Source organism: Pseudarthrobacter ribosi (assembly GCF_055412865.1).
The window spans coordinates 106,862-119,361 of record NZ_JBVAYZ010000007.1; the positions used below are offsets into that span (position 1 = coordinate 106,862).

The following is a 12,500-nucleotide window of genomic DNA, read 5'->3' on the forward strand; positions in this document are numbered from 1 at the left end:
CATGGAATCCAACAGCGTGCAGGGGGCGCCGCCCCGGCCCGAAGCGGTCCGCCACGAGTACCGGCCGGCCGCTGTCGATCACCCTGCCGGGGTGGAGAGCAAGGGCTGGACGCGCAACGAACTGGCCGCAAGGGTGGCGCGGGAACTGCACAACGGGCAGTACGTCAACCTCGGTATCGGCATGCCCACGCTGATTCCCAACTACATTCCCGCCGGCGTCGAGGTGGTGCTGCACTCCGAGAACGGCATCCTTGGCGTCGGGCCGTACCCGGCGGAGGACGCGGTGGATCCGGACCTGATCAATGCCGGCAAGGAAACCGTCACGGTCAACAAGGGCGCCGCTTTCTTCGACTCCGCCGCGTCCTTTGGCATGATCCGCGGCGGGCACGTGGATGTTGCCGTGCTCGGCGCGATGGAAGTGGCGCAGAACGGTGACCTGGCCAACTGGATGATCCCGGGCAAGATGGTCAAAGGCATGGGCGGTGCCATGGACCTGGTGTTCGGCGCCAAGAAGGTGATCGTCATGATGGAGCACGTGGACCGGAACGGCCGGCCCAAGATTGTGGAACAGTGCACGCTGCCCCTGACCGGCATGGGCTGCGTGGACCGCATCATCACCGACCTGGCGGTCATCGACGTCGTGACCGAGGGAAGCACCTCCCGGCTGGTCTTGCGTGAACTCGCCCCCAACGTGACCGCCGAGGACGTGGCCGCGGCCACCGGCGCCGAACTCTTCGAGGAAGACCAGGAACTGACCGTATGACGACTGAACCCCGGCAGGAGCGCGCCACCGAATCCCGTGTCATAGAACAGCGCGGGCTCTACTTCGACGAACTCGAGGAGGACGTCATCTACGCGCACCGGCCGGGCCGGACCGTGACCGAGGCGGACAATGTCCTCTTCACCACCATGACCATGAACACCCAGGCCCTGCACCTCGATGCCGCCTGGAGCGCGGAGCAGCCGTTTGGTCAGCGCCTGATGAACTCCATGTTCACCCTGGCCACCGTGGTGGGGCAGTCCGTTCCGCAGTTGACGCAGGGCACCATCATCGCCCAGCTGGGGCTCACGGATGTGGCCTTCCCGCACCCGATGTACCACGGCGACACCCTGTACACGGAGACTGTCGTGACCGGGAAAAGGCTGTCCTCCTCCCGCCCGGGCCAGGGGATTGTGACCATGAAACACACCGGCCGGAACCAGCACGGCGAGGTCGTGGCCCTCGCCACCCGCAGCTGCCTGATGTGGACCCGGGACGCGCACACCGCCGCGCAGCAGGCAACCGCCGCGCAGCGGGAAACCTCTGCGCAGCAGGCACAGACAGCCCGGAAAGAAGCCGCGTCAAAGGGGAGAATAGACTCATGAGTTTCCTGATGGGCCCCGCCCTGCTGTTTTGCCCGGCCGACCGCCCCGAGCGCTACCAGAAAGCCGCCGAGCGCGCCGACGCCGTGATCGTGGACCTGGAGGACGCCGTCGCTCCGGCGGACAAGCAGCGTGCCCGCGGCGCCATCCTCGCCCAGCTCGGCCCCACCGGGGACGTCCCCGAGCTGGACCCGAGCCGCACGATCATCAGGATCAACCCGGCCGGCACGGAGGAATTCGAGAAGGACCTGCACTGCCTCAAGCACACCCCGTACCGGCACATCATGCTCGCGAAGGCCGAGAGCGCGGAGCAGCTCAGGGAGCTGGAGGGCTACAGCGTGATCGCGCTCTGCGAGACGGCGCTGGGGGTCGTCAACGCCGCCCACATCGCGGCCGAACCCAACGTGGTCGGGCTGATGTGGGGTGCCGAGGACCTGCTCGCCTCGCTCGGCGGCACCTCCAGCAGGACGGACGACGGCGCCTACCGCGCAGTGGCGCTGCATGCCCGCTCCACTGTCCTGCTCGCCGCCCGGGCCTTCGGCAAGGAAGCCGTCGACTCCGTCTACGTCAACATCCCGGACCTGGCCGGGCTCGCCGTCGAATCCCGCGACGCCGTCGCCTCGGGCTTCGGTTCCAAGGCCTGCATCCACCCGAGCCAGGTGGCCGTGGTGCGCGGGGCGTACGCGCCGTCCGAGTCCGAGGTCGCGGAGGCCACCGAACTGCTGGCGGCAGCGGCCGCGTCAGGCTCGGGTGTGTTCCAGCACCAGGGCAAGATGATCGACGGGCCCATCCTCAAGCACGCCGAATCAACTCTGCGGCGGGCCGGGCACTAGGTGCTGGAGGTACCGGCCGTGGCCAGGCTCCGCGGGTGTGGGCCTCGTCGATTCGCCACGAATGGCCGCTATGGCGCGTCCAATAGCGGCCATTTGCGTCAGATGGGTGCTCCGTAAGGTCGGTTGGTGGGCCCATAGGGTTTGAACCTCGCCGATTCGCCACGAATGGCCGCTATGGCGGGTCCGGTGGCGGCCATTCGCGTCAGATGGGTGCACAGTGGCGGCCATTTGCGTCAGATGGGTGACTCATCGTTAGCAAACCGGCACTGGTGCTTCACCGCGACGAATGAACATGCTCGGTGCCGCGCCTGAAGACTGGACATGCTCAGCGCTTCCACAAGTACCGGTTCTCCGGCCGCCCTGCAGCACCGTAGCGGGGCGTGAGTCGGACGAAGCCGGCGATGACCAGATACTCAAGGTAGCGGCGTGCGCTGACCCGCGAGAGTCCGAGCTGGAGGGCCATCCCGGCCGCCGAGACGTCCGCCGGGCTGGACTTGAGCGCCTCGATGACGGCATCCAGCGTGGGCCGGGACAAACCCTTGGGAAGCCTCGCCGGGGGCCCCGCCAGAGACTCCGCCACGGGACCCGCGGCATTGGCCCGGCGTGACGGGGCCACGAGCCGGTCGATGCTGTCCTGGTCCAGCGGCCCGGCGGCCCCGCCCGCAGCGAGTTCGCGGCGCAGGAGCAGGTACTCGTCGAGCCGTTCATTCAGGGACTGGGATGTAAAGGGCTTCACAAGATAGTGCAGTACCCCGCCGGCCATGGCGCCGCGGACGGTGTCCAGTTCCCGGGAGGCCGTGATGACCAGGACGTCCAGGGCCTGCTGGCGGCCACGGAGTTGCTGGAGGACGTCCAGGCCGGACATGTCCGGGAGGTGGATGTCCAGCAGGACCAGTTCCGGCCGCAGCTGCGCCGCCAGGTCCAGGCCCTGCTGCCCGGTGTGGGCCAGGCTGACGACGTCGAAGCCGCCGCGGGCCAGCAGGAACCCGTGGTGGATCCCGGCCACTGCCACGTCATCGTCGATGATGAGAGTGCGTATGGAGCTCATTGCTTTATTAGTTCCGCCTCTTTTGTCTGCAGGATTACGGTGAAACAGGCGCCGCCCAGCGCGGAGGACGACACTGACGCCGCGCCGCCCCGGCGCCGGGCCACGCGCTGGACCAGGGCCAGCCCGAAGCCCCGGCTGTTGATGCCTTCCGCCAGTTTGGTGGTGACGCCGGCTTCGAAGACGGCCGCGCGTTCCGGCTCGGGGATGCCGGGACCGTTGTCCTCGACCGTGATGGTGCGTTCGCCGTCGGGTGTTTCATCGAGCCGGACGGCGACCGTGCTGTCGTAGCCCGCAGCGTCCACCGCGTTGTCGATCAGGTTCCCCAGGACGGTGATGACGTCGCCGGTGCCGTCCGCGGTGCACACAGAAGCCGGGCTCACCAGGATCTCGATCCCGCGCTCGGCGCACACCGTGGATTTGGCAATCAGCAGCGCCCGGACGTCGTGGTCGGTGATTCCTGCGGCCAGCGGGCGGTTGACGAAGGCGGCGTCGCTGTGGCTGCGGCCCAGGTACTCCACGGCTTTGGCCTGCTCGCCGAGCTCCAGGAGACCCGAGATAACGTGCAGTTTGTTGGCGAATTCGTGGGCCTGGGCCCGCAGCGCCTGCGTCACGTCCAGGGCGCCGTCGCGGTCGCGGAGGATCGAGTGGAGCTCGGTACGGTCACGCAGGATAAGGACCTTGCCCACTTCCCGGCCGTCCACCGTGGCGGCGTTGACCTTGCCCAGCAGGATCCGTTCCCCGGAGAGCACCAGTTCCTCGGTGGCCGATCCGGCGGCGAGCATCCGGCGGATCCCGGGTTCCAGGGATTCGCTGGCGGGTTTTCCGGTGATCTCCTCACCCACGCCCAGGAGCCGGCGGGCTTCATCGTTGACGAGCGCGACCTTCCCCTCGGCGTCGACGGCGACGAGCCCCTCGCCCAGGCCGTGGAGCATCGCGTCGCGGGTCTCCAGCAACGCCGCAATGTCCTCGGGCTCCAGGTTGTAGATCCGCCGCCACACGAGCTTGGAGATGTACATCGCCCCCAGCGACCCCAGCAGCGCGGCCCCGAGGAGCCAGCCGAACAGTTGCGGCAGGTCCTCGTACAGGTCCTCAGCCAGGGTGCTTTCCAGCACGCCCACCGAGGCCGAGCCGATCACGGTGCCGGCACTGTCAAAGATGGGGACCTTGACCCGCCAGGATTCACCCAGGGTTCCTGTCTGGGTGCCGACATAGATCTCACCGGACAGCGGCACGGACGGGTCGGTGGACACGGGCCGGCCGATTTCCGCGGGGTTCGGGTGGGACTGGCGGACACCGTTGCGGTCCGTCACCACCACGTAGGTGACATTCGAGGCCTGCCGGATGACTTCGGCGATGGGCTGGATGGTCTGGGCCGGCTCCGGTGTCCCGAAGGCATTCACCACGGAGGGCAGCCGGGCCACGCTTTCGGCGACTCCGATCAGCCGGCCCTTGTACGCGTCCCTGAGCTGCTGCTCCTGCATCCGGATGGTCACGGCCCCCACCGCCGTCAGGACAGCCAGCACGATGCCGAGCTGCAGCGCGACCAGCTGGAAGCGTAGGGGGATCCTGTGAACCATGTCACAAGTTTCCCATCCTGGCTGCGCCGCGCCGGCCAATCCCGGGCTCAGGGCCGTGACCAATATGACCACTACTACCTCTACGGCCAAATTCTGGCCCCCGGGCCGGGCCGCTCCTAGTCTCTGGGAAGTGATTCCGATGACGTGCGTCACATTGATACAGGAGAAACCATGACTTCCCAGTCCAATTTCACGCGGCCCACCTTCACCCGCCGGGCTGCGCTCGCTGCCGGGGCGGCCGGCGTCGTCCTCGCCATGTCGGCCTGTGCCGGCGGTGCCACCGGCGCAACGGCAGGCCAGAGCTCGGCCGCGGAGCCGATCAAAAAGCTGAGCATCATTGTTCCGGCCAACCCGGGCGGCGGCTGGGACCAGACGGGCCGGGCCATGCAGCAGGACCTGCAGTCCAACAAACTCGTCACCTCCGCGCAGGTCAGCAATATCGGCGGCGGCGGCGGCACCAACGGCCTGGCGAAGCTCGCCACCGAAAAGGACGTCAACACGCTCATGGTGATGGGCTACGTCATGGTGGGTGCCGTGGAAACCAACGCCGCCAAGACCCGGCTGGAGGACACCACCCCCATTGCGCGACTGACCGAAGAGCCGCTGGTCCTGGTCGTTCCGGCGTCGTCCAAGTACCAGTCCGTCCAGGACCTCGTGGATGACATCAAGGCCAACGGCAAGGGCGTGGCGATCACCGGCGGTTCAGCCGGCGGCGCGGACCACATCCTGGCCGGCCAGATCCTGAAGTCCCAGGGCGTCGAATCCGACAAGTTGAACTACATCGGCTACTCCGGCGGCGGCGAATCAATCGCGGCCCTGCTCGGGAACAAGGTCCAGGCCGGCATCTCCGGCGTGGGCGAGTACGCCGAGCAGGTCAAGGCCGGCAAGGTCCGGGCGCTCGCCGTCTCTGGCACGTCCGAGGCGCCGGCCCTGCCCGGCGTCAAGCCGCTGAAGGACCAGGGCATCGACGTCGTCCTGACCAACTGGCGCGGCGTTGTGGCACCGGGTTCCATCGACGAGGCGCAGAAGGCAAAGCTGACCGAGGTCGTCACCAAGCTGCACGGCACCGAGGCCTGGAAGGCCACCCTGGCCAAGAACAACTGGGACGACGCCTTCCTCGCCGGCGACGAGTTCAAGACCTTCCTGACCGAGGACATCACCAAGGTCAAGACCACGCTGACTGAGATCGGTCTGGTCAAGTAACAATGTCCACCCAAGTCAGCACGCCCGCCAAGCGGCCCACGGGGGAGATCCTCTTCGCCCTGGTGTTCGTGAGCGTGGGCGCAGCGGGCCTCCTGGCGGCGGGGTCCATTCCGATCCCGCCGTCGGAGACCGGCATCGGCCCGCGGGCCTTCCCCTACATCGTGTGCACCATGCTGGTGCTCGTTGGCACCGGCATCGTCGCCCAGGTGTTCCGCGGCAAGGTGGGCCAGGCCGAGGAAAGCGAAGACCTCGACGTTGACGCCAAGACCGACTGGCTGGCCCTCGCGAAACTCGCGGGCTTCGTGGTGCTCCACATCTTCCTGATCGAACCGGCCGGCTGGCCCGTTGCCGCGGCCGTGCTGTTCAGCGGTGCGGCCTGGACCCTTGAGGCCAAGCCGCTCTGGAAGGCGGTCATCATTTCCGTCGCGCTGGCACTCGTGCTGCAGTACGTCTTCGGCGGGCTGCTGGGCGTCTCCCTGCCGCCGGGCCCGCTGCTTGAGGGGGTGCCGTTCTTCAATGGATAGCTTCATGCTGCTCCTCGAGGGCTTCTCGACGGCGCTGCAGCCGGTCTACCTGCTGTACGCCCTGGGCGGCGTCTTCGTCGGCACCGCCGTCGGCGTGCTTCCCGGCATCGGTCCGGCGATGACGGTGGCGCTGCTGATGCCCATCACCTACGCGCTGGATCCCGCGGCCGCCCTGATCGTGTTCGCCGGCATCTACTACGGCGGCATGTACGGTGGCTCCACCACCTCCATCCTGCTCAACACGCCGGGCGAGTCATCCTCGATCGTCACGGCGCTCGAGGGCAACAAAATGGCCAAGGCCGGCCGCGGCGCGGCGGCACTGGCGACGGCGGCGATCGGCTCGTTCGTCGCCGGCACCATTGCCACGGTGCTGCTGACCTTCCTGGCCCCGGTCGTCGCGGAACTTGCCGTGGGCCTGGGACCCGTGGACTACGTGGCACTCATGATCGTGGCGTTCCTCACCGTCGGTGCCCTGCTGGGCGCCTCCGTGCTGCGCGGCCTCGCGTCACTGGCCCTGGGGCTATTCATCGGGATGATCGGCATCGATGACAGCACCGCACAGCAGCGCTTCACCTTCGACAACCCCACCCTGGTCGACGGCGTCGACATGGTCCTCGTGGCCGTGGGCCTGTTCGCCCTCGGGGAGGCCCTGTATGTGGCCTCGAAGCTGCGGCACGGGCCTGTCGAGGTCATCCCGGTCAGCAAGGGCAAGAACGCCTGGCTGTCCAAGGAGGACTGGAAGCGGTCCTGGAAGCCGTGGCTGCGGGGCACCTTCATCGGCTTCCCCATCGGCACGGTCCCGGCGGGCGGCGCCGACGTGTCCACCTTCCTGTCCTACGCCGCGGAGCGGAAACTGGCCAAGGGCCAGAACAAGGCACAGTTCGGCAAGGGCGCCATCGAGGGCGTAGCCGGGCCGGAAGCGGCGAACAACGCCGCTGCCGCCGGCGTCCTGGTCCCGCTGCTGACGCTCGGAATTCCGACGACGGCGACCGCGGCCATGATGCTCACCGCGTTCCAGCGCTACCAGATCCAGCCCGGGCCCCTGCTCTTCGAAAACCAGGGCGCGCTGGTGTGGACACTGATCGCCTCCCTGTATGTCGGGAACCTGATGCTGCTGGTGCTGAACCTGCCGCTGGTCGGCCTCTGGGTAAAGATCCTGCAGATTCCGCGGCCCTACCTCTACGCGGGAATCCTGGTCTTCGCGGCACTGGGAGCCTTTTCGGTGAACTTTGCCGCGGCCGACGTCGGGATCCTGCTGGTGGTGGGCATCCTGGGCTACTTCATGCGCCGCTACGGCTACCCCGTGGCGCCCCTGGTGGTGGCGATGATCCTCGGGCCGATGTTCGAAGTGCAGTTGCGGCGCTCGCTGCAGCTCTCCCAGAACGATCCCACGGCGCTGTTCTCCTCGCCGTTCGCGGTGGTTGTCTACGTCTCCATGGCCCTGATCTTCGTGGGCTCCTGGTGGCTTCGCCGCCGTCAGGCGACGGTGGAGGCTGCGCCGGTGAAGGACGAGTTGTCCGTGTAGGCAGGGCGCTCCACTGAGTCGATCCGGATGGCCGGAATGGTGACAACCATTCCGGCCATCCGCGTCCCACGGCTCTCAGGCGTCCGGCGGTAGGGACAGCGGCGGAATGGACTCGTACAGCGGGATCCGGATCCAGCGCTGGCCGGTGGCGCGGAATTCCTTCCGGGTGGCGAATCGGTACAGGTAGCTGCGGGCCCGCACCCAGCGGGGCCGGTCGCCGTCGAACGGATCATGCCGCAACAGCCGCAGCGTGGGACGGTCGGCCTCCAGGAGCTTGGCCAGGAAGGCGTAGAACCACTCCTCGTGCACGGTGCGCAGCGGCAGGAACCACATCAGCCAGTCGAGGCGCAGATGGTAGGGCGCCCACTGGCGCGGGATCCGGCGGACGTCTCCGGGCTTCCCGCGGAAGCCGTATTCCCGCCAGTCCGCGGTGTCGTCCGGCTCCGCGGACAGCGTCCCCTCCACGGCGATTTCGATCCGCTGCTTCGTGACAGTGCCGAACGCGCCATAAGTGTTCCCCAGCTGCCAGCGGTTGAAGGCGGCGTTCATCAGCTGGTAGTGGGAGAACAGGTTCTCGACCGGGCGGTAGCTGAGCACCACGAGCAGCACGGTGGCGACCATTACCACCACGAGCCACGCGACCGGCGCCTGGCTGCCGGACGCCGCGGCGCCTTCCGCGGCGGTTTCCGCGGCCGTGCCTCCGGCCGCCGGGTGCCAGTCGAGCGGGATCGCCGGGACCAGGGCATGTGCCACCGGGTCGCTGACGGCGGCAAAGGCGAGCAGGATCGCCATCCAGTTGAGCCAGGCGAAGTTGCCGCTCGCCACCAGCCAGAACTGCGTGAAGATGATGATCCCCGCGGCCGCACTGGCCAGCGGCTGCGGGGCAAAGAGGAAGAACGGCACCACCAGCTGGGCGAAATGGTTGCCCAGGACCTCCACCCGGTGCCACGCCCTGGGCAGCAGGTGCGCCTGCCGGCTGAGCGGCCCTGGCATCGGCTGGGTCTCGTGGTGGTAGTACAGGGCTGTCAGGTCACGCCACTCCGGTCCGCCGCGGATCTTGATCATACCCGCGCCAAACTCAAGGCGGAACACCAGCCAGGCCAGCAGGATCAGGATGGTCCGCGGCGGGGGAGTCTGGTTGGAGCCGAGGAAGGCCACAATGAACCCGGCCTCGAGCAACAGCATTTCCCAGCCGAAGCCATAGAACGTTTGCCCCACGTTGACGATGGACATGTACAGCAGCCACAGCGCCAGGAACGCCAGCATGGGGACCCACGGCGGGCCCAGCTGCGGCAGGCCCAGCACGATCGTGGCGGCAATCACCAGGCCGCCCCAGCAGGCAACCCGCAGCAGCCCGTCCGAGTAGCGCCAGCTGAACAGGGTGGGCCTGCGCAGGCGGCTGGAGCGTGCCAGGAACTCCGGCACCGGCAACAGCCCGCGCTCGCCGAGGAGGGCCGGAAACTGGTTGAGCGAGGACAGGAAGGCCACCAAGTAGAGGGCGGCGACGCCGCGCTGCAGCACCTGCCGGGCGAACTCGTACTCCGGCGCGTCAAACCAGGCCGTCCACTCCACGATCCCCACGTTACGCCTGCGCTTCGCGGCGTCAATGCGCGGCAACACCCCGTCCGCTGGCCCCCGATGGGCTTCTCCGCGCGCACGGCAACCCGAGTATGGAACGCGGTGCGGGATACTGGAACCATGCAGCCGCGCAAGATCGTTCTCCTCGGGTCCACCGGTTCCATCGGCACGCAGGCGATTGACGTCGTCGACGGCGCCCCGCACCTTTTCGAGGTCGTGGCGCTCAGCGCGGGCGGCGGCAACCTCGAACTCCTCGCCCGGCAGGCCGTCCACACCCGGGCCCGGGCCATCGGTGTGGCATCCGGCGACCCGGGCGCCCTCCAGGCACTGATCGACGACGCCGCCGGCGCGGCCGGGGTGGCCGCCTACCGTCCCGAGATCATCACCGGGCCGGAGGCTTCCACCCGGATCGCGGAGATCGAGGCGGACGTGGTGCTCAACGGCATTACCGGCTCCATCGGCCTGGCGCCCACCCTGGCCGCGCTCAAATCCGGCGCGACGCTGGCCCTGGCCAACAAGGAATCCCTCATTGTCGGCGGCGCGCTGGTCAAAGCCGCTGCCCGCGAAGGCCAGATCGTCCCGGTCGACTCCGAACACTCCGCCATCGCGCAGTGCCTGCGCTCGGGCACTGCGGCCGAGGTGGACCGGCTGATCCTCACGGCATCCGGCGGCCCGTTCCGCGGCATGACGCGGCATGAGCTGCACGGTGTGTCCCCGCAGGACGCCCTCGCCCATCCCACCTGGGACATGGGCCTGATGGTCACCACCAACTCCGCCAGCCTGGTCAACAAGGGCCTGGAAGTGATCGAGGCGCACCTGCTCTTCGACATCCCGCTGGAGAGGATCGACGTCGTGGTCCACCCGCAGTCCGTGGTCCACTCGATGGTCCAGTTCATCGACGGCTCCACGATCGCCCAGGCCTCCCCGCCGGACATGCGCCTGCCGATCGCCCTGGGCCTGGGCTGGCCGGACCGCGTCCCCGGCTCGGCCCGGCCGTGTGACTGGACCCAGGCGACCAGCTGGACCTTCGAGCCGCTGGACACCGCGGCGTTCCCCGCCGTCGGACTGGCCAAGGCTGCCGCCCGGCAGGGGAGCACCTACCCGGCTGTGTTCAACGCCGCGAACGAGGAGGCCGTGATGGCCTTCCACGCCGGCCGGATCCGGTTCACCGACATCGTCGATACCATCGAAGCAGTACTCAGCGAACACACAGGGTCTTCCGGGCTGACGGTGGAGTCCGTGCTGGATGCTGAAAGATGGGCACGCGCCCGCACCCACGAACGTTTAGCCGTCAGAAGCGTCTAGGAAGCAGCAGATCGAAGCATGAGTCCCGTCCTCCTCTTTATCCTCGGTGTCGTCTTTGTGGCGATCGGCATCGCCGTGTCCATTGCCCTGCACGAGGTGGGCCACCTGCTGCCGGCCAAGCTGTTCAAGGTCCGGGTCACCAAGTACATGATCGGCTTCGGGCCCACGCTCTGGTCCCGCAAGAAGGGCGAGACCGAATACGGGTTCAAGGCCATCCCGCTGGGCGGCTTCGTGTCCATGATCGGCATGTACCCGCCGAACAAGGACGACGGCACCGTGCGCACCTCCAGCACCGGGATGTTCCAGTCCCTCGCCTCGGATGCCCGCTCGCTGGCCCACGAGGAGGTCGGTCCTGCCGACGCGAACCGGGTGTTCTACAAGCTGCCGGTCTGGAAGAAGATCGTGGTGATGCTCGGCGGCCCGGCCATGAACATGCTGATCGGACTCGCGCTGACGGCCGTGCTGCTGATGGGCTTCGGCATCGCTACCCAGACCACCACCATCGCCGACGTCTCCAAATGCCAGGTCAAGGCCGGCGAAACCGTGGACCCGGACTCCGCCGACTGCCGGCTCACGCCCGCCGCCGCCGCGGGCCTGTTGCCCAACGACGTCATCACCTCCTTCGACGGCAAGGCCGTGACCAGCTGGGATGAACTGACCGGCTGGATCCGCACGTCCGCGGACCGGCAGGTCAGCATTACGGTGGAGCGCGACGGCGTCCCGGTCACCACCACCGTCACACCGGTCCTGTCCGCGCGTCCCGTGGTGGGCGACGACGGCCGCCAGGCCAAGAGGGCCGACGGCACCCTCCAGTACCAGGATGTCGGCTTCCTGGGCATCGGGGCGCAGACCGCGCTCGTGCCGCAGCCGGCGTCGACCGTCCTGCCGATGGCCGGGGAGAACATCAAGCAGATTGCCGGCGTCGTGCTGAACCTGCCGGCGCGCGTGGCCGGCGTGGCGCAGGCCGCGTTCAGCGAGGAGCCCCGCGACCCCAACGGACCCATCAGCGTGGTCGGGGTGGGCCGGGTGGCCGGCGAGGTCGCGGCGATGGAGCAGGTGCCGATGCAGTCCCGCGTGGCCACCCTGGTGGGGCTGCTGGCCGGACTCAACTTTGCCCTGGCCGTCTTCAACCTCATCCCGCTGCTGCCGCTCGACGGCGGCCATGTGGCCGGCGCGCTGTACGAGGGGGCCCGCCGCCGGACCGCCAAGCTCTTCGGCCGCCCGGACCCCGGCGCGTTCGATATCGCCAAGCTGCTCCCGGTCACCTACGTGGTGGCGGTGCTGCTGATGGGTATGGGCGCCCTGCTGATCTACGCGGACATCGTCAAGCCGGTCAACCTCTTCGGCTGACGCGGCGGCCTGCGGGCCTGCGGAAATGTTCCCTGAGGTTCGCCTGGGCGGTGACCGCCGTTCCACCGGGCTTCGGCTGGCCCTGCGGTCCGGGGGCACTTTGCCGCAGTCCGGCGTCGAAATAGACGACGGCGTCCGGCGTTTTCGTGTCTAAGTGCCCCCGGACGGCCGCCGGATGCCCGGGCCGGCGGCCTG

11 protein-coding genes are annotated in these 12,500 nt (G+C 68.3%); 8 read left to right on the top strand and 3 right to left on the bottom strand.

Translation table 11 applies throughout. From position 1 onward, the window contains the following. Position 1 precedes the first annotated feature (1 nt). From ACZYZ5_RS09535 to ACZYZ5_RS09545, 3 genes are read left to right on the top strand one after another with little or no spacing between them, the layout of a single operon-like run. A complete protein-coding gene (locus tag ACZYZ5_RS09535) occupies positions 2-763 on the top strand; it encodes a CoA transferase subunit B (RefSeq protein WP_463901260.1) in 762 nt (253 codons plus the stop codon). After that, positions 760-1,365 (top strand): MaoC family dehydratase, encoded by a 606-nt coding sequence (locus ACZYZ5_RS09540; RefSeq protein ID WP_463901261.1) that lies wholly within the window; start codon positions 760-762, stop codon positions 1,363-1,365. Before ACZYZ5_RS09535 ends, ACZYZ5_RS09540 begins: the two co-directional genes overlap by 4 nt. Next, complete coding sequence (locus ACZYZ5_RS09545) at positions 1,362-2,195, top strand: HpcH/HpaI aldolase/citrate lyase family protein (RefSeq protein ID WP_463901263.1); 834 nt, start codon at positions 1,362-1,364, stop codon at positions 2,193-2,195. Before ACZYZ5_RS09540 ends, ACZYZ5_RS09545 begins: the two co-directional genes overlap by 4 nt. A 325-nt stretch (positions 2,196-2,520) precedes the next feature. On the opposite strand, the gene ACZYZ5_RS09550 is transcribed toward ACZYZ5_RS09545, so the two are convergent. Further along, positions 2,521-3,243 (bottom strand): response regulator, encoded by a 723-nt coding sequence (locus ACZYZ5_RS09550; protein ID WP_463901265.1) that lies wholly within the window; start codon positions 3,241-3,243, stop codon positions 2,521-2,523. Next, on the bottom strand, positions 3,240-4,820 hold the full coding sequence (locus tag ACZYZ5_RS09555; RefSeq protein WP_463901267.1) for an ATP-binding protein: 1,581 nt from the start codon (positions 4,818-4,820) through the stop codon (positions 3,240-3,242). Before ACZYZ5_RS09555 ends, ACZYZ5_RS09550 begins: the two co-directional genes overlap by 4 nt. A gap of 171 nt (positions 4,821-4,991) precedes the next feature. Between ACZYZ5_RS09555 and ACZYZ5_RS09560 the strand changes: the two genes are divergently transcribed. Genes ACZYZ5_RS09560 through ACZYZ5_RS09570 form a run of 3 tightly spaced genes read left to right on the top strand, consistent with a single transcriptional unit; the run spans position 4,992 to position 8,072 of the window. After that, positions 4,992-6,023, top strand: a complete 1,032-nt coding sequence (locus tag ACZYZ5_RS09560) for a Bug family tripartite tricarboxylate transporter substrate binding protein (protein WP_463901268.1) — start codon at positions 4,992-4,994, stop codon at positions 6,021-6,023. Positions 6,024-6,025: 2 nt separating this feature from the next. Beyond that, complete coding sequence (locus ACZYZ5_RS09565) at positions 6,026-6,547, top strand: tripartite tricarboxylate transporter TctB family protein (protein WP_463901270.1); 522 nt, start codon at positions 6,026-6,028, stop codon at positions 6,545-6,547. Next, on the top strand, positions 6,540-8,072 hold the full coding sequence (locus tag ACZYZ5_RS09570; RefSeq protein ID WP_463901271.1) for a tripartite tricarboxylate transporter permease: 1,533 nt from the start codon (positions 6,540-6,542) through the stop codon (positions 8,070-8,072). Before ACZYZ5_RS09565 ends, ACZYZ5_RS09570 begins: the two co-directional genes overlap by 8 nt. A 75-nt stretch (positions 8,073-8,147) precedes the next feature. On the opposite strand, the gene ACZYZ5_RS09575 is transcribed toward ACZYZ5_RS09570, so the two are convergent. Continuing rightward, the gene (locus ACZYZ5_RS09575; RefSeq protein ID WP_463901273.1) at positions 8,148-9,644 is read right to left on the bottom strand and encodes a lipase maturation factor family protein; all 1,497 of its coding nucleotides are present in this window, start codon (positions 9,642-9,644) and stop codon (positions 8,148-8,150) included. A 126-nt stretch (positions 9,645-9,770) separates the two neighbouring features. On the opposite strand from ACZYZ5_RS09575, the gene dxr reads away from it, so the two are divergent. Next, positions 9,771-10,955: a 1-deoxy-D-xylulose-5-phosphate reductoisomerase gene (gene dxr, locus ACZYZ5_RS09580; protein WP_463901274.1), complete on the top strand. Its 1,185-nt coding sequence runs from the start codon at positions 9,771-9,773 to the stop codon at positions 10,953-10,955. A gap of 18 nt (positions 10,956-10,973) precedes the next feature. Further along, positions 10,974-12,305 (top strand): M50 family metallopeptidase, encoded by a 1,332-nt coding sequence (locus tag ACZYZ5_RS09585; protein WP_463901276.1) that lies wholly within the window; start codon positions 10,974-10,976, stop codon positions 12,303-12,305. Positions 12,306-12,500 lie beyond the last annotated feature (195 nt).